Origin of the sequence: Prauserella shujinwangii (genome assembly GCF_003001955.1) — a bacterium.
Taxonomy (GTDB): domain Bacteria; phylum Actinomycetota; class Actinomycetes; order Mycobacteriales; family Pseudonocardiaceae; genus Qaidamihabitans; species Qaidamihabitans shujinwangii.
Window position 1 is genome coordinate 589,542 of sequence record NZ_PVNH01000003.1, and the last position, 25,669, is coordinate 615,210.

At 73.3% G+C, this 25,669-nt stretch carries 17 protein-coding genes; 7 read left to right on the top strand and 10 right to left on the bottom strand.

Annotated elements, in window-relative coordinates; all coding sequences use genetic code 11:
* Positions 1–322: 322 nt before the first annotated feature.
* The 3 genes from gltB (at position 323) to B0I33_RS09505 (ending at position 8,089) form a co-directional block, all read left to right on the top strand.
* Positions 323–4,894 (top strand): glutamate synthase large subunit, encoded by a 4,572-nt coding sequence (gene gltB / locus B0I33_RS09495; protein ID WP_106178171.1) that lies wholly within the window; start codon positions 323–325, stop codon positions 4,892–4,894.
* Positions 4,895–5,095: 201 nt separating this feature from the next.
* On the top strand, positions 5,096–6,604 hold the full coding sequence (locus B0I33_RS09500) for a glutamate synthase subunit beta (RefSeq protein WP_106178172.1): 1,509 nt from the start codon (positions 5,096–5,098) through the stop codon (positions 6,602–6,604).
* A 93-nt stretch (positions 6,605–6,697) separates the two neighbouring features.
* A complete protein-coding gene (locus tag B0I33_RS09505) occupies positions 6,698–8,089 on the top strand; it encodes a class II 3-deoxy-7-phosphoheptulonate synthase (protein WP_106178173.1) in 1,392 nt (463 codons plus the stop codon).
* Positions 8,090–8,124: 35 nt separating this feature from the next.
* Here the strand turns inward: B0I33_RS09505 and B0I33_RS09510 are convergent, their stop codons facing one another.
* The 3 genes from B0I33_RS09510 to B0I33_RS09520 all read right to left on the bottom strand — a co-directional run bounded on the left by B0I33_RS09510 (position 8,125) and on the right by B0I33_RS09520 (position 12,094).
* On the bottom strand, positions 8,125–9,450 hold the full coding sequence (locus B0I33_RS09510; protein WP_106178174.1) for a wax ester/triacylglycerol synthase family O-acyltransferase: 1,326 nt from the start codon (positions 9,448–9,450) through the stop codon (positions 8,125–8,127).
* Positions 9,451–9,605: 155 nt separating this feature from the next.
* Positions 9,606–10,118 carry an O-acetyl-ADP-ribose deacetylase gene (locus B0I33_RS09515; protein WP_106178175.1) on the bottom strand — a complete coding sequence of 171 codons (513 nt, stop codon included), beginning with the start codon at positions 10,116–10,118 and terminating at the stop codon, positions 9,606–9,608.
* Positions 10,115–12,094: a Stk1 family PASTA domain-containing Ser/Thr kinase gene (locus tag B0I33_RS09520; protein WP_106178176.1), complete on the bottom strand. Its 1,980-nt coding sequence runs from the start codon at positions 12,092–12,094 to the stop codon at positions 10,115–10,117. Before B0I33_RS09520 ends, B0I33_RS09515 begins: the two co-directional genes overlap by 4 nt.
* A gap of 144 nt (positions 12,095–12,238) precedes the next feature.
* Between B0I33_RS09520 and B0I33_RS09525 the strand changes: the two genes are divergently transcribed.
* The gene (locus tag B0I33_RS09525) at positions 12,239–12,607 is read left to right on the top strand and encodes an Rv2175c family DNA-binding protein (protein WP_106178177.1); all 369 of its coding nucleotides are present in this window, start codon (positions 12,239–12,241) and stop codon (positions 12,605–12,607) included.
* Positions 12,608–12,717: 110 nt separating this feature from the next.
* On the opposite strand, the gene bdeA is transcribed toward B0I33_RS09525, so the two are convergent.
* From bdeA to B0I33_RS09555, 6 genes are all read right to left on the bottom strand, one after another.
* On the bottom strand, positions 12,718–13,611 hold the full coding sequence (bdeA, locus tag B0I33_RS09530; protein WP_146147476.1) for a bis(hydroxyethyl) terephthalate hydrolase: 894 nt from the start codon (positions 13,609–13,611) through the stop codon (positions 12,718–12,720).
* A gap of 220 nt (positions 13,612–13,831) precedes the next feature.
* Entirely contained in the window at positions 13,832–16,582 is a 2,751-nt protein-coding gene (locus tag B0I33_RS09535) for a helix-turn-helix transcriptional regulator (RefSeq protein ID WP_106178178.1), read from the bottom strand.
* Between the two features lie 61 nt (positions 16,583–16,643).
* The gene (locus B0I33_RS09540; protein ID WP_106178179.1) at positions 16,644–17,429 is read right to left on the bottom strand and encodes an LLM class F420-dependent oxidoreductase; all 786 of its coding nucleotides are present in this window, start codon (positions 17,427–17,429) and stop codon (positions 16,644–16,646) included.
* Complete coding sequence (locus tag B0I33_RS09545; RefSeq protein ID WP_425440456.1) at positions 17,426–18,334, bottom strand: phytoene/squalene synthase family protein; 909 nt, start codon at positions 18,332–18,334, stop codon at positions 17,426–17,428. The genes B0I33_RS09540 and B0I33_RS09545 overlap by 4 nt, the downstream gene beginning before the upstream one ends.
* Positions 18,331–19,806 (bottom strand): phytoene desaturase family protein, encoded by a 1,476-nt coding sequence (gene crtI / locus B0I33_RS09550; protein WP_106178180.1) that lies wholly within the window; start codon positions 19,804–19,806, stop codon positions 18,331–18,333. The genes B0I33_RS09545 and crtI overlap by 4 nt, the downstream gene beginning before the upstream one ends.
* Entirely contained in the window at positions 19,806–20,918 is a 1,113-nt protein-coding gene (locus B0I33_RS09555) for a polyprenyl synthetase family protein (RefSeq protein ID WP_106178295.1), read from the bottom strand. The genes crtI and B0I33_RS09555 overlap by 1 nt, the downstream gene beginning before the upstream one ends.
* A gap of 127 nt (positions 20,919–21,045) precedes the next feature.
* Here B0I33_RS09555 and B0I33_RS09560 point away from each other — a divergent pair, with 127 nt between their 5' ends.
* The 3 genes from B0I33_RS09560 (at position 21,046) to B0I33_RS09570 (ending at position 24,989) form a co-directional block, all read left to right on the top strand.
* The gene (locus B0I33_RS09560) at positions 21,046–21,975 is read left to right on the top strand and encodes a methylenetetrahydrofolate reductase (protein ID WP_106178296.1); all 930 of its coding nucleotides are present in this window, start codon (positions 21,046–21,048) and stop codon (positions 21,973–21,975) included.
* Between the two features lie 9 nt (positions 21,976–21,984).
* On the top strand, positions 21,985–23,676 hold the full coding sequence (locus tag B0I33_RS09565) for a DUF885 domain-containing protein (protein ID WP_106178181.1): 1,692 nt from the start codon (positions 21,985–21,987) through the stop codon (positions 23,674–23,676).
* Between the two features lie 404 nt (positions 23,677–24,080).
* Positions 24,081–24,989 carry a DMT family transporter gene (locus tag B0I33_RS09570; RefSeq protein WP_106178182.1) on the top strand — a complete coding sequence of 303 codons (909 nt, stop codon included), beginning with the start codon at positions 24,081–24,083 and terminating at the stop codon, positions 24,987–24,989.
* On the opposite strand, the gene B0I33_RS09575 is transcribed toward B0I33_RS09570, so the two are convergent.
* Positions 24,971–25,624 (bottom strand): P-loop nucleotide/nucleoside kinase family protein, encoded by a 654-nt coding sequence (locus B0I33_RS09575; protein WP_106178183.1) that lies wholly within the window; start codon positions 25,622–25,624, stop codon positions 24,971–24,973. The genes B0I33_RS09570 and B0I33_RS09575 overlap by 19 nt on opposite strands.
* Between the last annotated feature and the right edge of the window lie 45 nt (positions 25,625–25,669).

Below are 25,669 nucleotides of genomic sequence, written 5' to 3' on the forward strand. Positions count from 1 at the left end.
GGGACAGCGCCGGGATCTCACCGGACTTCGCTCCCGCTCGCGCCGCCGGGCACGGTACCCGGCGGGATGACGTTATCAGGTGACGGCGGCGGAGCTTGACAAACCCGAACTTCGGGTAAACTCGAACGGCGAGCCACCGCTCGACTGCTCATCAAGAACATTGTCGTTCACCGCAGCCAGATCGTTACAGTTTCCGGCCGGAACGGCACTGAGAACGAGTGCTCCCATGTTTCACAGATGTTAAGGTCTCGCTCATCATGCGGGCCATCGTCGTCCCGTGCCCAGCACGAACCCGAGCACGAAGACGACGCAGGAGGTCCCTTTGATCTTCTCGGCGAATCCGGGTCAGCAGGGTCTCTACGACCCCCAGTACGAGCAGGATTCCTGTGGTGTGGCGATGGTCGCCCACATCCACGGCACGCGGTCGCACGGCATCGTCACCGACGGCCTGAACGCGCTGACCAACCTCGACCACCGCGGTGCCGCGGGCGCCGAGCCCACCAGCGGGGACGGTGCCGGCATCCTGCTGCAGCTGCCTGACGAGCTGCTGCGCGCCGAGGCCGGCTGCCCGCTGCCCGCCCCCGACTCCTTCGGCAGCCACCACTACGCCGCCGGGATCGCGTTCCTGCCCACCGATGCCGAGCAGCGCACCAAGGCCGTCGAGATCGTCGAGCGCATCGCGGACGAGGAAGGTCTCGACGTCCTCGGCTGGCGCGAGGTGCCCACCGACCCCGACGGGGCCGGGATCGGCCCCACGGCCCGCTCGGTGATGCCGCACTTCGCGATGCTGTTCGTCGCGGGCAGGCCGGACGCCGACGACGAGCGGCCGAGCGGCCTCGACCTCGACCGCCTGGCGTTCTGCCTGCGCAAGCGCGCGGAGCGGGAGACCGAGGTGGCGGGCTGCGGCACCTACTTCCCGTCGCTCTCGTCGCGCACCCTGGTCTACAAGGGCATGCTCACGCCGGTCCAGCTGCCGCTGTTCTTCCGCGACCTCGCCGACGAGCGGCTGGTCAGCGCCATCGCGCTGGTGCACAGCCGGTTCTCCACCAACACCTTTCCCTCGTGGCCGCTGGCGCACCCGTTCCGGTTCGTCGCGCACAACGGCGAGATCAACACCATCCGCGGCAACCGCAACCGCATGCGGGCGCGCGAGGCGCTGCTGGAGTCCGACCTCCTCCCCGGTGACCTCACGCGGCTGTACCCGGTGTGCACGCCGGACGCGTCGGACTCGGCCTCGTTCGACGAGGTGCTGGAGCTGCTGCACCTCGGCGGCCGCAGCCTGCCGCACGCGGTGCTGATGATGATCCCCGAGGCGTGGGAGAACCACGCCACGATGGACGAGGCGCGCCGCGCGTTCTACCAGTTCCACGCCAGCCTGATGGAGCCGTGGGACGGGCCCGCCTGCGTGACGTTCACCGACGGCACGCTCGTCGGCGCCGTGCTCGACCGCAACGGCCTGCGGCCGGCCCGCTGGTGGCGCACCGCGGACGACCGCGTGGTGCTCGCGAGCGAGACGGGCGTGCTCGACGTGGCGCCGGACGCCGTCGTGGCGAAGGGCAGGCTCAAGCCGGGCCGCATGTTCCTCGTGGACACCGAGGCGGGCCGCATCGTCAACGACGACGAGATCAAGTCCGGGCTCGCGGGCGAGGAGCCGTACGAGGAGTGGCTGCACGCGGGGCTGCTGTCGCTGTCCGAGCTGCGCGACCGCGACCACATCACGCAGACCCATGCCTCGGTGCTGCGCCGCCAGCTCGCGTTCGGCTACACCGAGGAGGAGCTGAAGATCCTGCTCGGCCCGATGGCCGCCCACGGCGCGGAGCCGGTCGGTTCGATGGGCACGGACACGCCGCCCGGCGTGCTGTCCAAGCGATCCCGGCTGCTCTACGACTACTTCAAGCAGGGTTTCGCGCAGGTGACCAACCCGCCGCTGGACGCGATCCGCGAGGAGCTGGTCACCTCGATGAGCCGCATCATGGGCCCCGAGCAGAACCTGCTGCGGCCCGGTCCGGCGTCGTGCAGGCACATCCAGCTGCCCACGCCCGTCATCGACAACGACGAGCTGGCCAAGCTGATCCACATCAACGACGACGGCGACCTGCCCGGCTTCGCCTGTACCGTCCTGTCCGGACTGTACGAGGTGGACGGTGGCGGTGCCGCGCTGGCGGCGGCGATCGAGCGGGTGCGCCGGGAGGCGTCCGAGGCGATCGCGGCCGGCGCGCGCACGCTGGTGCTCTCCGACCGCGACTCCGACCACCGGATGGCGCCGATTCCCTCGCTGCTGCTCGTCTCGGCGGTCCACCATCATCTGGTGCGCACCAAGGAGCGGCTGCGGGTGGCGCTGGTCGTCGAGTCCGGCGACGCGCGCGAGGTGCACCACATCGCGCTGCTGCTCGGCTACGGCGCCGCCGCCGTGAACCCGTACCTCGCGTTCGAGACGATCGAGGACATGATCGCGCAGGGAGCGATCACCGGCATCGAGCCGGAGAAGGCGATCCGCAACTACGTCAACGCGCTCGTCAAGGGCGTGCTGAAGATCATGTCCAAGATGGGCATCTCCACCGTGGGCGCCTACACCGCCGCCCAGGTCTTCGAGTCCCTCGGGCTCTCCCAGGAGCTGCTCGACGAGTACTTCACCGGCACCACGTCGAAGCTCGGCGGGGTCGGCCTCGACGTGCTCGCCGAGGAGGTCGCCCTGCGGCACCGCCGCGCCTACCCGGACAACCCGACCGAGCGCGTGCACCGCGGGCTGGAAACCGGTGGTGAGTACGCCTACCGCAGGGAGGGCGAGCTGCACCTGTTCACGCCGGAGACGGTGTTTCTGCTGCAGCACGCCAGCAAGACGCGGCGGGACGAGGTCTACCGCCAGTACTCGGACGAGGTGAACCGCCTCAACCGGGAGGGTGGCGCGCTACGCGGCATGTTCTCCTTCCGGACCGGGGGACGCAGCCCGGTGCCGATCGAGGAGGTCGAGTCGGTCGAGTCGATCTGCAGGCGGTTCAACACCGGCGCGATGTCGTACGGCTCCATCTCGATGGAGGCGCACCAGACGCTCGCCATCGCGATGAACCGCATCGGCGGCCGGTCGAACACCGGTGAGGGCGGCGAGGATCCCGAGCGGCTGTACGACCCCGAGCGGCGCAGCGCCATCAAGCAGGTCGCGAGTGGACGGTTCGGCGTCACCAGCGAGTACCTGGTGAACGCCGACGACATCCAGATCAAGATGGCGCAGGGCGCCAAGCCCGGCGAGGGCGGGCAGCTGCCGCCGAACAAGGTGTACCCGTGGATCGCGCGCACCCGGCACTCCACTCCGGGGGTGGGGCTGATCTCGCCGCCGCCGCACCACGACATCTACTCGATCGAGGACCTGGCGCAGCTGATCCACGACCTGAAGAACGCCAACGAGCGGGCGCGGATCCACGTCAAGCTGGTCAGTTCGCTCGGCGTCGGCACGGTCGCCGCGGGCGTGTCGAAGGCGCACGCCGACGTGGTGCTCATCTCGGGGCACGACGGCGGCACCGGTGCCTCGCCGATGAACTCGCTCAAGCACGCCGGGACCCCGTGGGAGATCGGCCTGGCCGAGACGCAGCAGACGTTGCTGCTCAACGGGTTGCGCGACCGCATCACGGTGCAGGTCGACGGCGGGTTCAAGAACGGACGGGATGTGGTCGTCGCCGCGCTGCTCGGCGCCGAGGAGTACGGGTTCGCCACCGCGCCGCTGGTGGTGGCCGGCTGCATCATGATGCGCGTGTGCCACCTGGACACCTGCCCGGTGGGCGTCGCCACGCAGAACCCCGACCTGCGCAAGCGGTACACCGGCCAGGCCGACCACGTCGTGAACTACTTCCGGTTCGTGGCGCAGGAGATCCGCGAGTACCTGGCGCAGCTGGGCTTCCGCTCGCTGGACGAGGCGATCGGCAGGGCCGACGTGCTCGACGTCGACGAGGCCGTCGAGCACTGGAAGGCGCGGGGTCTCGATCTCGAGCCGGTGTTCGCCATGCCGGAGCGGACGCCGTACGGCGGCGCGCGGCGCAAGGTCCGCGAGCAGGACCACGGTCTCGAGCACGCGCTGGACCGGACGCTGATCCAGCTCGCCGAGGCTGCGCTGGAGGACGCGCACCGGGTGAACATCGAGCTTCCGGTGCGCAACGTCAACCGCACGGTGGGCACCTTGCTCGGCTCGGAGATCACCCGCCGGTACGGCAGCGCGGGCCTGCCCGACGACACCATCCGCATCATGCTGACGGGCTCGGCGGGGCAGTCGCTGGGCGCCTTCCTGCCGCCCGGCGTGACCCTGGACATGGTGGGCGACGCGAACGACTACGTCGGCAAGGGCCTCTCCGGCGGGCGGGTCATCGTGCGCCCGCACCCCGAGGCGCAGTTCGCCGCCGAGGGACAGGTGATCGCGGGCAACACCATCGGCTACGGCGCGACGGGCGGTGAGCTGTTCATCCGCGGCCAGGTGGGCGAGCGGTTCTGCGTGCGCAACTCCGGCGCGCTGGCGGTGGCCGAGGGCGTCGGCGACCACGCGTTCGAGTACATGACCGGTGGCCGGGCGGTGGTGCTCGGCCCGACCGGCCGGAACGTCGCGGCCGGCATGTCCGGCGGCCTCGCCTACGTGCTCGACCTCGACCGGCGGCAGGTCAACCCCGGCATGGTGGACCTGCAGGAGCCGGAGGCCGACGACCTGGCGTGGCTGAAGGAGACCGTGCGGCGGCACCACGACCTGACCCGTTCCCCGGTGGCCGCCTCGCTGCTGGCCGACTGGCCGCGCCGGTCGGCGGGTTTCGTGAAGGTGATGCCGCGCGACTACCAGCGCGTCCTGGAGGCCGCGCGGGCGGCGAAGGCGGCGGGCCGGGACATCGACGAGGCGATCATGGAGGCGGCTCGTGGCTGAGCATGGCGGAGCGTGCGGAGCGGCAGCCACGGCCGCCGACCGGGTGCGGGGGTCCCGCAAGACACTGGAGGCGGCTCGTGGCTGAGCATGGCGGAGCGTGCGGAGCGGCAGCCACGGCCGCCGACCGGGTTGGGCCCCCGCTGTGGCATGCTTTTTCGCCACAGCAGGGGAGGGGGTCCCGCAAGACACTGGAGGCGGCTCGTGGCTGACCCGACCGGATTCCTGAAGCACGACCGCGCCGAGCCACCCAAGCGGCCGAAGGACGAGCGCGTCCACGACTGGCGCGAGGTGTACGCCGACCGCGCCCCGGGGGAGCGCGACAGCGAGGTCCGCACGCAGGCGACCCGGTGCATGGACTGCGGCATCCCGTTCTGCCACTCCGGCACGGCGGGCTGCCCGCTGGGCAACCTGATTCCCGAGTGGAACGACCTGGTGCGGCGCGGCGACTGGGCGGAGGCGAGCGAGCGGCTCCACGCGACCAACAACTTCCCCGAGTTCACCGGGAAGCTGTGCCCGGCGCCGTGCGAGTCGGCGTGCGTGCTGTCGATCTCGCCGCTGTCCGGTGGCCCGGTGGCGATCAAGCGGGTCGAGGAGACCATTGCCGTGCAGGCGTGGGAGTCCGGCTACGTGCGCGAGCGGACGGCGGCGGAGTCCACCGGGCGGCGGGTGGCCGTCGTGGGCTCGGGGCCTGCCGGTCTCGCGGCCGCCCAGCAGCTGACGCGAGCCGGGCACGAGGTGACCGTGTTCGAGCGGGACGACCGGCTCGGCGGGTTGCTGCGGTACGGCATTCCCGAGTTCAAGATGGAGAAGAAGGTCCTCGACCGCAGGCTCGCGCAGCTGCGCGCCGAGGGCACCACGTTCGTCACCCGCTGCGAGGTGGGTGTCGACGTCACGGTGGAGCAGCTGCGGGAGCGGTTCGACGCCGTCGTGCTGGCGGTGGGCGCGCTGCGCGGCCGCGACGACACCATGACGCCCGGCCGCGAGCACGACGGCATCCACCTCGCGATGGAGTACCTGGTGCCCGCCAACCGGTACTGCGAGGGCGACGGCCCGCCGGAGATCGACGCGCACGGCAGGCACGTCGTCATCATCGGCGGCGGCGACACCGGCGCCGACTGCTACGGCACGGCCACCAGGCAGGGCGCGCTCTCGGTGACGCAGCTCGACCAGTACCCGCAGCCCCCGTCCACGCGCGACGACGACCGCTCGCCGTGGCCGACGTGGCCGTACATCCTGCGCACCTACCCCGTGCACGAGGAGACGGGGGAACGGCGGTTCGCGGTCGCGGTGAAGCGGTTCCTCGCCGACGAGAACGGCCGGGTGCGGGCGCTGGAGCTGCACAAGGTGCGGGTGGAGAAGGACCCGGAGACCGGCCGCAGGCAGGTCGTGCCGACCAGCGAGGAGATCGAGGAGCTGCCCGCCGACCTGGTCTTGCTCGCGATCGGTTTCGAGGGCGTGGAGCACATGCGCCTGCTCGGCGACCTGGGACTGGAGCTGACCGGGCGCGGCACGATCTCGTGCGGTGCGGACTGGCAGACGGAGGCGCCCGGCGTGTTCGTGTGCGGTGACGCGCACCGGGGCGCCTCGCTGGTGGTGTGGGCGATCGCGGAGGGCCGTTCGGTGGCCCACGCGGTGGACTCCTACCTCACCGGTTCCTCCGACCTGCCCGCCCCGGTGCACCCGACCGCGCTGCCGCTGGCCGCGGTCTGAGCCCACCACGGGACGTGAAGGCCACCCTCGGTGCGTTCGACGCACTGAAGGTGGCCTTCACCGCGTGGCTGGGCGGGTTCGTATGCTGAGGCTGTGAACTGGACCGTGGACGTACCCGTCGACACCCTGCCCGAGCTCCCACCGCTTCCCGGTGGCCTGCGCGAACGGCTCGACGACGCGCTGTCGCGCCCGGCCGCGCAGCAGCCGGAGTGGCCCGACGCCGAGGTGACGAAGCGGGTGCGCCACGTGCTGGAGAGCGTGCCGCCGATCACCGTGCCCGCCGAGATCGACCGGCTGCGCGACCGGCTGGCCATGGTCGCGCAGGGCGAGGCCTTCCTGCTGCAGGGCGGTGACTGCGCGGAGACGTTCGAGTCGAACACCGAACCGCACATCCGTGCCAACCTGCGGACGCTGCTGCAGATGGCCGTGGTGCTGACCTACGGCGCGAGCCTGCCGGTGGTGAAGGTGGGCCGGATCGCGGGCCAGTACGCGAAGCCGAGGTCCAACAACACCGACGCGCTGGGCCTGCCGGTCTACCGCGGGGACATCGTCAACTCGCTGGTGCCCGAGCCACAGCTGCGCATCCCCGACCCGGCGCGCATGATCCGCGCGTACGCCAACTCCGGCGCGGCGATGAACCTGGTGCGCGCGCTCACCGGCGCGGGCATGGCCGACCTGGCGCAGGTGCACTCCTGGAACAAGGACTTCGTGCTGAACTCGCCCGCGGGGGAGCGGTACGAGGCGCTGGCCTCGGAGATCGACCGGGGGCTGCGGTTCATGTCGGCGTGCGGCGTGAACGACACCTCGCTGCACTCCACCGAGATCTTCGCCAGCCACGAGGCGTTGCTGCTCGACTACGAGCGGGCGATGCTGCGCCTGGACGAGCCCGGCTCGCCGGACGCGAAGTTGTACAACCTCTCGTCGCACTTCCTGTGGATCGGTGAGCGGACCCGCCAGCTGGACGGCGCGCACGTCGCGTTCGCGGAGCTGCTGGCGAACCCGATCGGGCTCAAGATCGGCCCCACCATCACGCCCGAGCAGGCCGTCGAGTACGTCGAACGGCTCGACCCGCACCACGAGCCGGGCCGCCTCACGATCATCTCCCGGATGGGCAACTCCAAGGTGCGCGATGTGCTGCCCGCCATCGTGGAGAAGGTGGAGAGCTCGGGGCACAAGGTCATCTGGCAGTGCGACCCGATGCACGGCAACACGCACGAGTCGTCGAACGGCTACAAGACCCGCCACTTCGACCGGATCGTCGACGAGGTGCAGGGCTTCTTCGAGGTGCACCGCAAGGTGGGCAGCTACCCGGGGGGCATCCACGTCGAGCTCACCGGCGAGGACGTCACGGAATGCCTCGGCGGTGCCCAGGACATCTCGGACCTGGACCTCTCCGGCCGCTACGAGACGGCGTGCGACCCCCGGCTGAACACGCAGCAGTCGCTGGAGCTGGCGTTCCTCGTCGCGGAGATGCTGCGCGGCTGACTCGTGAGTGGGAACCGTGGTGAGAACAACGTTTCTCACGCACGAGCGCTGAGCAGCAGGGCCGCCATCGACTTGGTCACCGCGTCGCCGAGGGACCCCACGTCGGGGACGGCCTCGCCGTTGGCCTGCAGGCCGACGTGCAGGGTGTCGCGGTAGCTCGACACCGCGACACCCACGGCCTGGTGCGGGGCCAGCGGCACGAACGGGTACACCTCCCGCAGTGCGGCGCCCCCGAACGTCATCGGCACGCCGGGCAGCGGCACGTTGGTGACGACGGTGTCGAACAGCAGCGGCGCGGCACGGCCCGCGACCTTCGTGGCGATCCGGTGCACGCCCGCGGGCACGCGGTTGGCCAGGATGGGGATCGCTCCCGCGCCCCGGGCGGGACCGGCCTTCTTGTTGCGGTCCATCGTCGCCCGCACCGCCCGCAGCCGCGCCGCCGGATCCTCGAGCTCGACGGGCAGGTCGCACAGGTAACCGGAGAGCACGTTGCCGCCCGCACGTTCGGCCTCCCGGCCGCGCAGGCTCACCGGCACGAGCGCGCGCAACGGCCCGGCTTCGGGACGCCGCCCCCGGTTGGTCATCCAGTCCCGTAGCGCACCCGCCAGCACCGCGAGGACGACGTCGTTGGTGGTGCCGCCGAGCGACCTGCGCACCCGCCGGACGTCGCCCATGTCGAGCCGGACGAAGCCGAGCCGCCTGCTCCGGGAGTTCGGCGTCGCGGTCGGGGACACCGGGTACGGTCGCGCCGCCCGCAGGACGGCGCCCGCGATGCCCGCCGACTCGCCCGCCTGGCCGATCGCCGTCGTCGCGCTGTCCCAGAGAACGTCCAGCGGCGACCGGGCGGGCGCGGGCTTCGGCCGTTCCGCACCGCGCTGGCGCGGCAGGGAGACGCCGTCGAGCAGGCCCAGTGCGACCTCGACGGCACCCTGGCCGTCGGCGAACGCGTGGTGGAACTTCAGCAGCAACGCGAACTCCCCGCCGGGCAGGCCGGTCACGATCTGCGCGTTCCACAGCGGGGTCTCCGGGTCGAGTGGCTCCGCGATCCAGTAGGAGGCGTGCTCGGCCAGCGGGTCGGCCTGGAACCGGTCGGTGAGGTGGTGCACCTCGATGTGCCGCATGACGTCGAAGCCGGGATCCTCCGTCCACTGCGCGCCGCCGAGCGGTGGCCAGCTGGTCCGCACTCGTCGGCGCAGCCGGGGAATCCGCCGGGCACGGTCGGCGAGCAGCCCGGTCAGCCGCGCCGGGTCGGCGACCTCCCCGGGCCGGAACGTCACGACCGCGCCCATGTGCATGGGGGTCGTGTCGCTTTCCAGGCAGAGGAAGGCGACGTCCAGGGCGCTGAGCCGGTTCGCGGGCATCGGCGGGCCTCCCGATGTCGAAGGATTTCGCGATGGGTTCACTGCAGCAGCCGCGCGTGACACGCGCGTGGTCGCGGCGTTACCGCCCTGCTAATCCTTCCCCGGCAGGCTCCCGGCGCGGAGACCCCGTCCGTGGATTCATCCGAACGAGGTTGTCAGGCAAGGAAGTTCGCGAAGGCGCGGTACACGTCCGGGCTGAACAGTACGAAACGGACGTGTTCGACAGCGGTGTCCTCGGCCTGCCGGACCGACGTTATGGCGATCTCCGCGGCACTGTCGAGGGGCCAGCCGTAGACCCCGGCCGACACCGCGGGGAAGGCGACGGACCGCGCACCGAGTTCGTCGGCGACCCGCAACGACTCGCGGTAGCACGACGCGAGCAGGTGCGCGCGATCCTCGGAGCGGGCGAAGACGGGTCCGACCGTGTGGATCACCCATCGCGCGGGCAGCCTGCCCGCCGTGGTGGCGACGGCCCGCCCGGTCGGCAGCCCGTCGGGGTAGGTCGTCTCCCGCAGCCTGCGGCATTCGGCGAGGATGTCCGGCCCGCCCGCGCGGTGGATGGCGCCGTCGACCCCGCCGCCGCCGAGCAGCCGCGAGTTGGCCGCGTTGACGACGGCGTCGACGTCCTGTTCGGTGATGTCTCCCTGGACGAGTTCGATCCCGGTCATGGCAGCACGCGGAGGTTGACGGTGGTTCCCTTCGGCACCCGCTGGCCGGGGTCGGGGTCCTGGTCGACGACGAAGCTGAACCCGCGTCGCTCGTCGGCTCCCTGCACCTGCAGGCCCGCGTCGGACAGCAACTGCACGGCGTCGCGCGTCGGCCTGCCGACCACCGAGGGGACCTCGACGGCGTTCGACACGAAGACGCCGACCCTGGTGCCACCACCCGGGGTGGTGCCCGCCTCCGGGTCGGTGCGGGTCACGCTGCCCGCCGGCACGTCCGCGGCGAACTCCTCGCCCGCGTCGAACGGTTCGAACCCGGCCTGCTGCAGGATCTGGAACGCCTCGTCGCGGCTCTTTCCCTTCACCGAGGGCACCGGCGTCGGCGGTGGGCCCTTGGACACGACGATGGTGACCCGGTCGCCGATGTTGGCCTCGCTGCCGGGCCGCGGCGACACGGTGACGACGGCGCCCTCGGGCACCTCGGCGCTGAACTGGTCGGCGTTCGGGTCGAGCCGTGGTTCCAGCTGCACCTCACGAATCGCGTTCTCGGCCTGCTCGACCGACATGCCGGGCGAGATGTCCGGCACGATCGGCTTGCCGAGTGAGAGCGTCACCCGCACGACGCCGCCCACGAGGGCGTCGGTGCCCGCGGCCGGGTCGGTGCCGATGACGGTGCCCCGGGGCGCGGTGTTGTGCCGCTCCTCGGCGAACTCGGGCACGAGCTCGGCGGCGCGGAGCTGCTGCTCGGCGGCGGCGCGGTCGAGTCCGGTCACCTGCGGCACGGCGACCCAGCGGCCGCCCGCGAACCACCACACGAGCGCGCCGACGCCGGCCGCGACGAGCAGCCCGGCCAGCGCCCACAGGACCATCCGGCCGCGGCGCCGTGGCGGAGGCGCCGCGGGCTCGCCGCCGGGAGGCGTGCCGGGACCGGGCGGCGGTCCGTCCATCGGAAGGGGGCCGCGAGGCAGGGCCTGGGTGCCGCGGGGCCCGCCGGGAACCGGCTGCACCGTGGTGACCGCCTGGAAGGCGGGAATGGTGCGCTCGGCGTCGGTGACCTCCGAGGGGCTCCCGGCACTCTCGGCCTGGGGGCGCACGGGGGCGGGCACGGGCACCGAGGTGATGCCCAGCGACGTCCGGACCTGCTCCAGCTCGGCGAGGAAGACGCGGGCGTCCGCGGGCCTGGCCTGCGGGTCGCGCCGGGTCACGCGCAGGACGAGGTCGTCGAGCGCGGGCGGGAGGTCCCGCCGGGCGAGGCTCGGCGCGGGCACGTCGTCGTTCACGTGCCGGTACGCCACCGACAGCGCCGTGTCGGCGGTGTAGGGCACGCGGCCCGTCAGCATCTCGTAGAGCAGGATGCCCGTCGAGTAGACGTCGCCGCGCTCGTTCGCCGAACCGCTGGTGACCTGCTCGGGCGAGAGGTAGGCGACCGTGCCGAGGATGACGCTCGCGCTGGTGGTGTTGGCGCTCGCCACGGCGCGCACCAGCCCGAAGTCGCCGACCTTCACCGATCCGCCCCGGCCGATGAGCACGTTCTCCGGCTTCACGTCGCGGTGCACCAGGCCCTCCGTGTGGGCCGCCGCGAGCGCGGAGAGCACCTGCTCGGCGATGGTGAGGGCCAGCGGGAGGTCCAGCGGGCCGCGCTGGTCGAGCAGGTCCCGCAGCGTGCCGCCGTCCACGAGCTCCATGACCAGGAAGGCGCGGCCCTCGTCGGCTCCGGCGGTGGTGTCGAAGCCCTGGTCGTGCACCGCGACGACGTGGGGGTGGTGCAGGCGTGCGGCGGAGCGGGCCTCCCACTCGAAGCGGTCGACGAACGAGCGGTCGTCGGCGAAGCGGGGATCCATGATCTTGATGGCGACGGGCCGGTCCAGCCTGGTGTCGACGCCGCGGTACACCGACGACATGCCGCCCCTGGCGAGCAGCCTGTCGACTCGGTACCGCCGGTCGAGGAGCGCGCCGACCGGGCTGTGGTCCGTGCGTGTCACAGGAGTCGATAGTACGGACGTGAGCACGATCGGTGGACCCGCCCTGAGCACTCCGGCGCCACCGAGAGTGCGCTGGCCCTGTCCGGGTTAGTCCATTGGAGCGGTTCTCCTCGCGACCGCGCTGTTTGTGGCAAGGTAAGGGGCGTGAGTGCGATCCCAGTCGCTGACGACGTGCTCGACGCGGACGTCCCGGTGCTTCCGCTCGCGGAGGTGGCGAACGCGCTCGGGCTCTCGGGCAACAAAGTGCGGCAGATGCTGAAAGACGGTCAGCTGATCGCGGTCCGCCGGGACGGAGAGCTGGTCGTGCCCGCTGACTTCCTGGGCGACGGTGTGGTCATCAAGGGGCTCGCCGGCACCATCACCGTGCTGGCGGACGCCGGGTTCAACCGCACGGAGATGCTGCGCTGGCTGTTCTCCAGGGACGAGTCGCTGCCGGGGGTCACCCCGATCAACGCCCTGCGGACCAGCCACGGCACGGAGGTCAAGCGGCGCGCGCAGGCGATGGCGTTCTGAGCCCCCGCAGCGGGCGGTGCATGGCTCATTCCCCGTGCCCGGCACGGGGAATGAGCCATTCACTGCTGTCGCCGTCAGCGCCGTCAGCGCCGTCAGCGCCGTCAGCGCCGTCAGCCCGAGTGCGGGCAGGTGTCGCGGTACTCCTCGATGGTCCGGTCGGTCGGGGCCGGGCAGAGGAACTGCTCGTAGCGGGTGTCGTTGTCGATGAACCGCTTGAGCCACGAGATCGTGTACTTCGCGATGGTGGTGTCCGGCGAGTTCGGCGCGAAGTGCGAGGCGCCGTCGAGCTCCATGTACGCCTTGTCCAGTGTGGACGGCAGCGACCGGTAGAACGGCTCGGCGTGCGAGCTCACCGAGGCGACGCTGTCGTTCTCGGCGCCGATGATGAACGTCGGCACCCGCACCTCGCCCCACGTCTTGTCGAGGTTCCACGGCGTCAGCGGGATCGCCGCCTGCAGCGAGGGCCGGTCCACCGCGGCCTCGAGCGAGCCGCCGCCGCCCATCGAGTGGCCCATGACGCCGAGCCGGTTGCGGTCGATCCGGTTCCGCACCGAACTGCGGTCCACCAGGTAGTCGAGCGCCGCGAGGAGCTGGTCGCCCCTGCTGTCCGGCTGGTCGAACCGCGAGTTGGTGTCGATCGTGAAGACCACGAAGCCCTGCGACGCGAGCCGGGGCCCGTACCAGCTCATGCTGGACTGGCTCGCCGTGTAGCCGGGCGCGATGGCCACGGCTCCGAACGTGCCCTCGCTGGTGGTGGTCGGGTAGTAGATGGTGCCGCCGCCGAAACCGGAGACGAAGCCGGACACCGAGTCCTGCGCGATCGCGAACGGTCCGCGGCTGGCCTCGATGCTCCGCTCCGTGGGGTCCGGGCCGCGCTCGTACGGGTTCTCCTGGGCCGTCGCGACCGGGCTCGCGACACCGCCCGCGATGGTGAGCGCCGCGAGCACGGCGAGCGCGTGCCTGGTCCGGCCACGCAGCCGGGAGAGGGGTTTACGGGGAGTCACGTCGTTGTACTCCTCTGGTTCGTCGGGTCCGCCACCCGGCCGGGGAACGCCGGGGGCATCCGTGTGGTCACGGACAGTCGTGAAGTCTGGTGAGCCGCGCGGTCGCGGCGCATCGGTGAAATCGCCGGTTCCCGCCCGCCGAGCGCCGGCGGAAAGTGCCGGACACGGCACTCGCGTGCGGGAACGCGGAACTCGCGGGCCTGGGCGGGGGACTCGCGGTTCAGCGGTAGCGGCGGGCCAGCTCCACCCGGGACCGGATGCCGAGCTTGGTGAAGATGTTGCGCAGGTGGTGGTCGACGGTGCGGTGGCTGATGAACAGCTGCTCGGCGACCTCGCGGTTGGTGGCGCCGGCCGCGACCAGCGCGGCGATCTTCTCCTGCTGCGGCGTCAGCTCCCCGCTCGGCACCGGCGAGCCGTCGTGCACGGGGTGCCCGCAGGCGCGCAGCTCCTGGCGCGCCCGGCCTGCCCGGTGCCCGGCGTCGAGGTCGGTGAAGATCCGCACGGCCTCGCGCAGCAGTTCCCGCGCCTGCCGGACGCCGCGTTCGCGGCGCAACCGCCGCGCGTACAGCAGTTGCGTGCTCGCCAGGTCGTACACCGCGCCCGCGCTGCGGTGCAGCTCCATCGCCTCGCCGAAGTGCTCGGCCGCGGTCCGCTCGTCCGTGGCCAGCAGCGCGTGACAGCGGTGGGCGAGCGCGCGCCGGGCGTCGCCGCCGGTGGAGTTCGCCCACCGTTCGTAGGTGGCGAGCGCCCTCCGGGCCTGGTCCCGCCTGCCGCAGCGCACGGCCGCCTCGACGAAGTGCGGCACGGCCATCACCCGCACCGCGGAGAACCGGGACGTCCCGCTCGTGGCCATCCGCCGGAACCGGTCGAGCGCGTCGGCGGGCCGGTCGTCGGCGAGGTCCGCGCAGGCGGCGGCCCAGTCGGCGAACGCGCTCGGCCTGCCCAGCCCGCGTTCGGCGAGCCCCGCCGCGGCGGCGTTCAGCCGCAGCTTCGCGGTCGCGCCGTCCCCCTGCAGCGCCGCGTGCATGCCGAGGATCGTGAGGTGGTCGATCACGCAGTTCGGCTGGCCCAGCGACTCGGCCAGCCGCAGCCCCTCCAGGGAGCTGTGCAGGGCCGCCGCGTGCTGGTCCGTCAGCAGCGCCGAGATCGACGCGTAGATGAGCGCCCACGGCACCCGTGCCGGGTTGCCCCTGGCCCGTGCGAACGCCACCGCCCGCTGCGCCAGGTCCCGCGCCGCGGGCGCTTCGCCGAGGGTGTAGGCGGCCTGGCTGGCGAGGATCTGCGCGGACGGATCCGCCGTCTCGCCCGCGAGCCGGACCACCCGGCGCAACGGGTCGGCCGCCGCCCAGTGCCTGCCGCTGAGCGTCGCGCTCATGGCGGCGAAGTGGTCGAGCACCAGCCGGGTCGCGGGCTCGTCCGCGGCGTCACGCAGCCGGGCGGCGTCCCCGGCCATGGCGCAGTAGCGGGCGTCGTCGCCCGCCACCATGTTGGCCTCTCCGGCGAGCATCAGCGTGCTGATGGCGACATCGCGGTGCGTGTCCGCGAACCGCCGCGCGGTGTTGAGCAGGCCGATCGCCGCGACGGAGGGATGGCCCCTGCGCAGCTCGATCTCCCCGTCGAGCAGGCAGGCCAGCCCGGCGAGACCGTCGTGGGCGAGGGGTGCCGCGCCGCGCAGCAGGGTCCGCGCCCGCCGGGGACTGCCCCCGATCCAGTGGTCCGCGGCGGCCGAGACGAGCCGCAACGCTCTGCCGTCGCCGTCCGGGGACAGGGCCGCGGCCCGTTCGCTCGCCGCGGCCGCCTCGCGGTAGCCGCGTACCCGGCGGGCGCGGACCGCGAGCCGGTCCAGCTCGGCGGCGAGCCCGGGATCGGCGGCCGTCGCGAGCGCGGCACGGTGCCAGGTGCGGCGGTAGTCGTCGGTCGCGACGGCGGCCAGCAGCTCGTGGGCCGCGCGCAGCTCGGCCCTGGCGGCCGCGGCCCGCACGGCGCCGGGCACCAGGTCGGCGGGCAGCGTGACGGCGTCGGGGGAGAGGGCGAGCAGGCCGGCCGCCTCCGCCTCGCCGAGCGCGTCCGGTGCGGCACCGGCGTGGTCGGCGGCGCGCGCGGCCAGCTCCGGGCACAGCCGGTCGTCGACGACGGCCAGCAGCACCGCCAGCCGGGCGTCGCGGGACAGGGCGGCGAGCCGCCTGCGCACGGTGCGCACCAGCTCGCTGTCGGCGGGCAGCGCGGTGGGCGGGGCGGCACGGTCGCACAGCTGGTCGGTCGTCACGGCGCGGGCCAGCTCCGCCAGCGCGAGCGGGTTGCCGCACGCCAGCTCCAGCATGCTCTCCCGCACGTCGGGAGGCACGCCCGTGCCGAGCCGGTCGGTGAGCAGCCGCGCGGCCGTCTCGTCGTCGAGCGGGCCGAGCCGCACGTCCGGCAGGCCGGCCAGCAGGCCCGTCCGGCCGCCGAGGCCGCTCCGGTCGGCCGCGAACAGCACCGCGACGCGCGCCGGGGCGGCCCGGCGGGCCGCGAACGCCAGCGCGGCCAGCGAGGCGGGGTCGAGGTCCTCGGCCGCGTCGACCGTGCACACCACCGGCTTCGCGGCCGACGAGACGGTGAGCAGCCGCAGCACGGCCGCGTGCAGGGTGAGCGGATCGGCGTCGCCGGTGCCGCCGAGTCCGAGCACGCGGTCCAGCGCCGCGCGCTGCGGGGCGGGCAGCCGGGACAGGAATCCGGTCAACGGCCGCACCAGCTGGTGCAACCCGGCCAGTGGCAGCTCCGCCTCGGGTGCGGTGCCGCGCACCCGCAGCACCCGGAACCCGCCGAGCGCGCGGACGGCCTCCCCGAGCAGGGCCGTCTTGCCCGTGCCCGGTTGCCCGAGCACCACGAGCGCCCCACCGGTGCCCGCCCGCGCGGCCTCGACCGCCGCCGCGAGCATGCCGAGCTCCCGCTCGCGTCCCCGCAGTGGAAAGCTGTCCGTCCCAGCGGTCATCCCGTCAGTGTTGCGCGTGCCACACCCGAGGGAAAGACTTGGCTACTGCCCGGTAGGAAGATCAGCCGTTCTGCGCATCGCGCCACGCGATCCACTTGCGCAGCGTGCTCAGGTCGTAGTCCGGGCCGCCAGCCCCGACGGTGAACATCGTGACGCCGAGGTCGAGCAGCTCCGGCCCGGTGTCCTCCGGGTCGCCCTGGACGCCGACCGAGCGCTCGATCTCCGCCGGGTTCCGGCCCACGTCGGCGCAGTGCTGGTCGAGGATCCGCACCTTGCGCTCGGCCACCTCCGGGTCGCCGAAGCCGTGCCAGATGTCGGCGTGCCGTGCCGCCAGCCGCAGCGTCTTCTTCTCGCCGCCACCGCCGATCAGCACGGGGATCCGGCGGGTGGGCCGCGGGTTCAGCTTGGCCAGCCGGTTCTCGATGCGCGGCAGCGCGTCGGCGAGATCGGCGATCCGGCCACCCGCCGTGCCGAACTCGTAGCCGTACTCCTCGTAGTCCTTCTCGAACCAGCCTGCGCCGATGCCCAGGATGAGCCTGCCGCCGCTGATGTGGTCGACCGTGCGCGCCATGTCGGCGAGCAGGTCGGGGTTGCGGTAGCTGTTGCACGTCACGAGCGCGCCGATCTCCACGCGGGAGGTCGACTCGGCCCACGCGCCGAGCATCGTCCAGCACTCGAAGTGCTTGCCGTCGGGGTCCCCGGACAACGGGTAGAAGTGGTCCCAGTTGAACACCATGTCCACGCCGAGCTCCTCCGCCTCGGCGGCCGTGCGCCGGATGGTCGCGTAGTCGGCGTGCTGGGGCTGTAGCTGGAGCCCGATCCGGACCGGTCGGTTCGCTGTGGTCATGGTTGAACCCTAACGCGCAACGCGGCGCGGACGGCGACCTTCCACCGCCGCGCGGGCGGCACCACCACCCGTCCGCGCAGCACGTCGTAGTCCACCGCGACGATCTCGTCGAGGATGCCCTCGTACAGCGCGGCCGCGATCGCTACGCACGGCCGCGACTCGGGGCGCAGCAGCGGGATTCCCGGTCGTGCCCTGCGGTAGACCGCCCTCGTGTGCGCCACCAGGGCGGCGATCGCCGCGCGGATCCTCGGGTCGTTCCGCCCGGCCCGCCGGGCGTGCCGCAACAGGTCCCGGTCCACCCCGTACGCGGCGAGCTCGCGGGCGGGCAGGTACACGCGGCCGCGGTCGAGGTCCTCCCCGACGTCCCGCAGGAAGTTCGTGAGCTGGAAGGCCTCGCCGAGCGCCGCCGCGTACGGCGCGGCCTCGTCCGGCGGCACCACCGTGCCCAGCACCGGGAGCAGTTGCAGGCCGATCACGCACGCCGAGCCGTGCGTGTACTCGCGCAGGTCCGCGAACGTGGCGTACTCGCGCACCCGCAGGTCCATCCGCATCGATCGCAGGAACGCGTCGAACAGCGGCCGGGGGAGGTCGTAGCGGCGCACCGTGTCACCGAGCGCCCGGAACACCGGGTCGCCGGGGTCGTGCCCGGCGAAGACCGCCCCGAGCAGGCGTGCGTACCGAGCGAGCTCGGCCTCGGGATCGCTGCCCCGCGGCGGGTTGTCGACGGCCTCGTCCACCAGCCTGGCGAAGCCGTAGAGGGCGTGCACGGCGGGGCGGGCGTGGGCGGGCAGCAGCCGGGTGGCGAGGTAGTAGGTGCGGCCGTGCCGGGCGTTGATCCGCCTGCAGGCGGCGTAGGCGCCGCGCAGATCGGTCCCGGCGGGGGCGCGACGCTCATCGATGCTCACCGCCCGGTGATCCTCGCCGCCGCGAGCCTGCCGGAGACGAGCACGGGCGGGACCCCGACGCCCGGCGTGGTGCCGCAGCCGGCGAGCACCACGTTGCCCGCCGCCCGCACGAGGTTGCGCGGCCGGAACGGTCCCGTCTGGGGAAGGGTGTGGGCGAGCGAGAACGGTGTGCCCGCCGCGAGTCCCCGCGCCGCCCAGTCGGCCGGGGTGACCGTCTCGGTGACCTCCACCGCGCCGGGCAGGCCGCCGAGCCCGCGGTTCGCCAGCGTGCGCAGCAGCTCGTCGCGATAGGCGGGGCCGACCCGTGCCCAGTCGATGCCCGCCGCCCGCAGGTTCGGCACCGGGGCCAGCACCGAAAGCACCTGCCGCCCGGCGGGGGCGAGCGTGGGGTCGGTCGCGGTCGGCCTGGTCACCAGCAGGGACGGGTCGCTCATCAGCGAGCCCCGCCGGACGATCTCGGCGAAGGTCCGCTCCCACCGGTCGCCGAAGAAGATCGTGTGGTGGTCCAGCAGCGGCCAGGTGCGGCCGCTGTGGGCGTGCAGCACGACGGCTGACGGCGCGTACCGGGGCGGCAGCGGTCGCCGGGGCCGTGCGCCGAGCAGGCGGTAGGCGGTGTTCAGCTCGGTCGCCAGCACGACCGCGTCGCACGCGATCCGCTCGCCCGAGCCCGTCCGCACGGCGCGGACCCGGTCACCCACGCGCTCCAGCCATGCCGCCCTCGTCCGCGGCCGGACGCGCGCGCCCCCGGCGCGGGCGGCGTCGGCCATCGCGTGCGCGACGCGGCCCATGCCGCCCGGCGGGTAGTACACGCCGCCGATCGTGTCCATGTACGCGATGACGCCGTAGGCCGCCAGGGCGCGGGCCGGTTCCAGCCCGGCGTAGAGCGACTGGAACGAGAACAGCCTGCGCAGCCGGTCGTCCCGGAGGAACCGGGCGATCCGGGGACCGAGCCTGCCGAACCCGCCGAGGGCGGCCAGCCGCGCCAGCTCCGGCCGCACCAGGTCGAGCGGGGAGTCGAAGTTGCCGCCGATGAAGTGGTCCCGCTGCACGGCGTAGAGGCCGCTCAGCCACTCCCGGAGCGCGCGGTAGCCCGCGGCGTCCCGCGGCCCGGCCACCGCGCGGATCTCCTCCTCCATCGCGGCGGGATCGGTGCGCAGCCGGATCGTGCTGCCGTCGGCGAAGTGCGCCAGATACGCCGGGTCGAGCGGGACGAGCGGCAGCACCTCGGCGCGGGACCGGCCCACGGCGGCGAACGCCTCGTCGAGCAGCTCGGGCATCGTGAGCACGGTCGCGCCCGTGTCGACCGAGTACCCTTTCCGGTCCACAGTGGACACACGGCCGCCCACGTGCGGCTCGCGTTCCAGCACGGTCACCTCGCGGCCCGCGCCGAGCAGGTGCAGGGCCGCCGAGAGCCCGGCGAGTCCGGCGCCGATCACCACCACGTGGTCCGTGCGGCCGCCCACCGTGCGCATCAGGACGTCCTCTGGGTGGCCCTGACCGTGAGCTCGGTCAGCCGCTCGGTCGCCGGCCCGGTGAGCCCCGCGGCGCGCAGCGTCGCCAGCGCCGAGTCCCTCAGCTCACCGATGCGGCGCTCGACCTCGGCCACGGCCCCCACGGCGGTCAGCGCCTCCCGCACCCGGTCCACTCGCGCCACGGTGAGGGCGGGATCGCCGATCGCGGCCGCGATCGCGTCGTGGTCGGCCGTGCGGCCCTGCTCCCGCGCCCGCTCGAGACCGAGGGCGAGCAGCACCGTGCGCTTGCCCTCCCGCAGGTCGTCGCCCGCGGGCTTGCCGGTCACCTCCGGGTCGCCGAAGACCCCGAGCAGGTCGTCCCGCAGCTGGAAGGCGACGCCGAGGTCGCGGCCGAAGGACATCAGCGGGTCGATCAGCTCGGGGCCCGCACCGGCGAGCGCGGCGCCCAGGTGCAACGGCCGCTGCACGGTGTAGGCGGCGGTCTTGAGCCGGTCGACCCGCAGCGCCGCCTCCACCGAGGCGTCCCCGGTGGCCTGCGTGTGCACGTCGAGGTACTGCCCGGCCAGCACCTCGGTGCGCATCGCCCGCCACGCGGGGCGCGCCGCGGTGAGCACCTCGGCGGGCAGCGGCGACTCGGCGAACATGTCGTCCGCCCACGCCAGCGCCAGATCGCCGATCAGGACGGCGGCGGCCAGCCCGAACGACGCCGGCGAGCCGAGCCAGCCGTGCTCGGCGTGCCGGGCGGCGAAGGCGACGTGCACGGTGGGGGCTCCGCGGCGGGAGTCGGACGAGTCCAGCACGTCGTCGTGGACCAGGGCACAGGCCTGGATCAGCTCCAGGCTCGCGACCGCGTGCAGCACCCCGGCCGCGCGCGGGCCGTCCGGGTCGCCGCCCGCGCCACGCCAGCTCCACCACGCGAACGTGGGCCGCATCCGCTTGCCGCCGCCGAGCACGAAGTCGCGCAGGGCGTCGACGGCGGGCCCGAACACCGGCTCGGTGGCGCGGATCGACGTTCCGGCGCGGTCGAGGAAACCGGCCAGTGCGCGGTCCAGGTGCGCGGGGAGGTCCCGGTCGTAGTCCGCGTGGTCGCTGGTCGGCTCCGGCTCGCTCATGAGCACCATCGTCCGGGTGGCGGCCACAGGCGGCAGCGCGGGGGCCGGGTCCGCGACGTCTCCTGACACCGTTCCCAGGAACTGGGACGCGGTCCCGGATTGCGGACCGGTGACTAGCATGGCGGCCATGACGTCGGTGGTGGAGCGGCTGACGGGGCGCGCCCCGGCCTTCTCCGTGGAGTTCTTCCCGCCCCGGGACACCGCCGACGAAGCCGTGCTGTGGCGCTCGATCCGCGAGCTGGAGCCGTACGACCCGGCCTACCTCTCGATCACCTACGGCGCGGGCGGGTCGAGCCGCGACGGCACCATCCGCAACATCGCCCGCGTCGCCACGGAGACCACGCTCGTCCCGATGGCCCACCTCACGGCCGTCGACCACTCCGTGGCCGAGCTGCGCAACGTGATCGGCTGGTACGCGGCCGTCGGCGTGCGCAACATCCTCGCGCTGCGCGGTGACCCGCCGGGCGACCCGTACGGCGAGTGGGTGCCGCACCCGGAGGGCCTGCGGTACGCCGAGGAGCTCGTCGAGCTGGTGCGCTCCCTCGGCGACTTCTGCGTCGGCGTCTCCGCGTTCCCGTACGGCCACCCGCGCTCGCCCGACCTGGACACCGACACGGCGTACCTGGTCCGCAAGTTCCGCGCCGGGGCGGACTTCGGCATCGCGCAGCTGTTCTTCGAGGCCGAGGACTTCCTGCGGCTGCGCGACCGAGTGGCCGCCGCGGGCTGCGATGCCCTGCTCCTCCCCGGGATCATGCCGCTGACCACGCCGAGGACGTTGCACAAGACGATCGAGCTGTCCGGGGCCGAGGCGCCGCGGTGGCTGCTCGACCGGCTGGAACCGCTCGCGCACGACCCGAGGGCCTTCCGCGCCGAGGGCCTCGACGTCGTCACCGAACTGGCCGCGCGGCTGCTCGCCGAAGGGGTGCCGGACCTGCACTTCTACACGTTCAACCGGTCGAAGGCGACCCGGGAGCTGGTGCGGCGGCTGGGTCTCTCGCCCGCCCGGGCGTTCACCGCGCGGGAAACCGGCGCGCCCGTGGAGGCCGCCCGCGGGTAGCGTGCCCGCATGGCTTACGAGGCTGCACAACAGGGCGTGCATCGGATCTGCGACCGGTTCGTCGAGGACTATGCCGCCGCCGACCCGATCATGGCGACCGCGATAGGCGTCGCCGGACACGACGACCAGGTCACGGACTACTCACCGGAGGGCTACGCGGCGCGGGCCGCGCTGGCGAAGCGGGCACTGCGGGAGATCGCGGACGTCACCCCGGCCGACGAGGCCGAGCGGGTGGCGAAGGCGGTGTTCACCGAGCGTGTCGGGCTGGACGTGGAGATCCACGAGGCCGGGCTCGACCTCGGCGCTCTCAACGTGATCGCCAGCCCGGTGCAGGAACTGCGGATGGTGTTCGACCTGATGCCCGCCGAGACCGCCGAGCACTGGCGGACCATCGCCGCCCGCCTGGCACGGGTACCCGAGGCGCTCGACGGCGTCCGGGCGTCACTGCTCACCGCCGCCGGTGCCGGGCGCGCCCCCGCGCTGCGGCAGATCAGCAAGGTCGCCGAGCAGGCCGAGGTGTGGGCGGGGATGTCCGGCGACGCGGGCTTCTTCGCCACCATGGTGGAGCAGGCGAAGGACATCCCGGACACGCTGCGTCGCGACCTGGAGCACGCGGCCACCTCCGCGCAGGAGGCCTACGCCGAGCTGGCCGGGTTCCTCCGCGCCGAGCTGGCTCCCGAGGCGCCCACCAAGGACGCCGTCGGCGAGGACGTCTACCGCCTGTGGTCCCGCTACTTCGTCGGCGCCGAGCTCGACCTGCGCGAGGCGTACGAGTGGGGCTGGGCGGAGTTCGCGCGCGTCGAGCGGGAGGCGAAGGAGGTCGCCGAGCGGATCAGGCCGGGCGCCTCGCTGGCCGAAACCGCGGCCGCGCTCGACGCCGACGAGCGGTACCGCGTCCACGGACAGCGCGCGCTGGAGGAGTGGATGCAGCGGCTGTCCGACGACGCGCTGCGGTCGCTGCGCGGCTCGCACTTCGAGATCCCCGACCCGCTGATGGCCCTGGAGTGCCGGATCGCGCCGCCCGGTGGCGGCGTCGGCGCCTACTACAGCGCCCCCAACGAGGATTTCTCCCGGCCCGGCCGCATGTGGTGGTCCGTGCCCGCGGGCAAGGAGGAGTTCTCCACCTGGCGGGAGGTGAGCACGGTCTACCACGAGGGTGTGCCCGGGCATCACCTGCAGATCGCGACGGCGGTGCACCAGGCCGACTCGCTGAACCGGTTCCAGCGCATGATGGCGTTCACCTCGGGACACGCGGAGGGCTGGGCGCTCTACGCCGAGCGGCTGATGCAGGACCTCGGTTTCCTGTCCGACGACGGCGACCTGCTCGGCATGCTCGACGCGCACCTGTTCCGGGCCGCGCGGGTGGTCGTGGACATCGGCATGCACCTGGAGCTGGAGATCCCGCGGGGCACCGGCTTCCACGAGGGTGAGCGGTGGACCCCCGACCTCGGCCTGGAGTTCATGCTCACGCGGACGATCACCGACGCCGACCACGTGTACGACGAGATCGACCGCTACCTCGGCTGGCCGGGCCAGGCGCCCGCGTACAAGCTGGGGGAGCGGCTGTGGCTCGCCGCGCGCGAGGACGCCCGCCAGCGCCTCGGGGCCGCCTTCGACCTGAAGGACTTCCACACCAGGGCGCTGAAGATGGGCGGCATGGGCCTCGACACCCTCCGCGAACAGCTCGCCACCCTCTCCTGACCCGCACGGGCAGTGAAGGCCACCTTGACTGCGTTGGACGCGGTCAAGGTGGCCCTCACTGCCTCGCCGCTGCGCTATGCTGACCGGCATGCACCGGGTCTTCCGCAGCACCCCGCCGCCGCGCTCCTGAGCGGGGCGTGGCCCGCCGTGCGGCGCTGACCGCCGCACGGCTCCTTTGTGCCGAATCGTCCCCCAAGGCCACCTTGGTTGCACCCGCCCGTCTCCCAGCACCGCCTGAACGGAGACGCTGCGTTCGATTCCCGCAACCAAGGTGGCCTTGGGGGCGGTCCACCAGGCTTTCCGGATCAGCGATCCGCTGACGCCCCGCGTCGTCGAGTTCCCGCCCGTTTTCGCGCGGCCGCGCGAACGGGCTCCTCATTCCTTCGACGTTGGAGCGTTTCCTCATGTCCACGACCGTGTCGAGCGCGGGCACGCGGGCCCGCGCCGGGTCTTTCAGTCTCCTCACCGCAGGCGTCCTCTGGGGCACCGGCGGCCTCACCGGGTCCCTCCTCGGCGACGCCGCGAGCCTGCACCCCCTGGCCGTCGCGGCGTACCGGCTGCTGCTCGGTGGCGCGTTCACCGTGCTGTTCCTGGGGTGCGCGGGAGGCCTGCGGGCCTTCCCGCGCACCCGCGCCGTCCTGCGGCGCCTGCTGGTCGCCGGCGCGCTGCTGGCCGCCTTCCAGGCGTGCTACTTCGCGGCGGTCCTGCTCACGTCGGTGAGCGTCGCGACCATGACCACCATCGGCAGTGTCCCGGTCTTCGTGGCCGTCGCCGAGGCGGTCGCCGAACGGCGGCGCCCGGCGGGCGCGACCCTGTGCTCGGTCGCGATCGCGCTGCTGGGCCTGGCGCTGCTCACCGGGTCCCCGGACGGGACACCCGACCGGCTGCGGCTGTTCGGCGGGCTCGCGTTCGCGCTCGCCGCGGGCGCGGGGTTCGCGACGCTGACGATGGCCACCCGGCGTCCCGTCAAGGGGCTGGATCCGTTGCGCACCACGGCGTTCGGCCTGCTGGCAGGCGGGTTGCTGCTGCTCCCGCTCGCGCTCTGGGCGGGGATGTCGTTGCCGTCGCGGCTCGACGTGCTCGCGCTCGTCGGCTACCTGGGTGCCGTTCCGACCGCGCTGGCGTACACGGCGTACTTCCGCGGCCTGCGGACGGCACGCCCGGTGCTCGCCGCGCTGTCGGCCCTCCTCGAACCGCTGACGGCCACCCTGCTCGCCGTGCTGCTGCTCGGTGACCGGCTGGGGGTGGCGGGATGGTGCGGAGCCGTGCTGCTCGCCGGCTCGCTCGCGGTGAGCTACCGGCGCCGGGGCTGACGGCCTGCCGGGTGCCGTCCCGTCCCGGCGGCGGCACCCGGTCCCGCGACCTCCACCCGCAGTCCGCGCCGCGCGTCGGGCCTCGGCCGCAGGCCGGCGGTGTGCCAGCCCCGGGGCATCCGGCCCGCCAGCAGCCGCGCCCGCATCCGGGGCGCGTTGTGCGCGTGCCGCGAGAACGACCGGCTGGTCAGCACCCGGCCGCGCACGCGCTGCCCGGCGAGCGCCTCGCCGACGGTGCAGTCGATCCACAGCAGGTGCCTGGTGCGTCCGGTCACCATGCCCAGCACCACGAACGCCGCGCGCCGGATGCCGCCCGTCGCCGGGTCGTGCACCACGACGGGGCCCGGCGCGACCAGGGCCGTCAGCACCAGCCGCAGGTTCTGCAACAGGTGCACGAGCGGCCGGTACCAGGCGTAGGGCGTGCTGGCGGGGAACATCGTGCGCAGCCGGGCGCGGATCTGGTCGGTGTCGAGCACCGCGACCGGCGAGGTGGCCACGACGTCGCGCAACAGGGTGCTCTTGCCCGCTCCGGGCAGGCCCGCCACCACGAGCAGCGAGCGCTGCTCGACCGCCACGCACAGCCGGGCCGGGCCCCGGTACACCGGGATGTCGGGCACGGGCTCGGTGAAGTCCATGTCCCCACGAACGGACGGGACGGGGTCCGTCGTTCCGGACTCGCC

What these genes read in the sequence shown, in the direction of transcription:
- B0I33_RS09510 (WP_106178174.1), bottom strand. Translation starts at nt 9,450, where the DNA reads ATGCCCGCGAACCGGCTCAGCGCCCTGGACGTCGCCTTCCTCTGCCTG.
- B0I33_RS09515 (WP_106178175.1), bottom strand. Translation starts at nt 10,118, where the DNA reads ATGACCGGGATCGAACTCGTCCAGGGAGACATCACCGAACAGGACGTC.
- B0I33_RS09535 (WP_106178178.1), bottom strand. Translation starts at nt 16,582, where the DNA reads ATGACCGCTGGGACGGACAGCTTTCCACTGCGGGGACGCGAGCGGGAG.
- B0I33_RS09540 (WP_106178179.1), bottom strand. Translation starts at nt 17,429, where the DNA reads ATGACCACAGCGAACCGACCGGTCCGGATCGGGCTCCAGCTACAGCCC.
- crtI (WP_106178180.1), bottom strand. Translation starts at nt 19,806, where the DNA reads ATGCGCACGGTGGGCGGCCGCACGGACCACGTGGTGGTGATCGGCGCC.
- B0I33_RS09555 (WP_106178295.1), bottom strand. Translation starts at nt 20,918, where the DNA reads ATGAGCGAGCCGGAGCCGACCAGCGACCACGCGGACTACGACCGGGAC.
- B0I33_RS09560 (WP_106178296.1), top strand. Translation starts at nt 21,046, where the DNA reads ATGACGTCGGTGGTGGAGCGGCTGACGGGGCGCGCCCCGGCCTTCTCC.
- B0I33_RS09565 (WP_106178181.1), top strand. Translation starts at nt 21,985, where the DNA reads ATGGCTTACGAGGCTGCACAACAGGGCGTGCATCGGATCTGCGACCGG.
- B0I33_RS09570 (WP_106178182.1), top strand. Translation starts at nt 24,081, where the DNA reads ATGTCCACGACCGTGTCGAGCGCGGGCACGCGGGCCCGCGCCGGGTCT.
- B0I33_RS09575 (WP_106178183.1), bottom strand. Translation starts at nt 25,624, where the DNA reads ATGGACTTCACCGAGCCCGTGCCCGACATCCCGGTGTACCGGGGCCCG.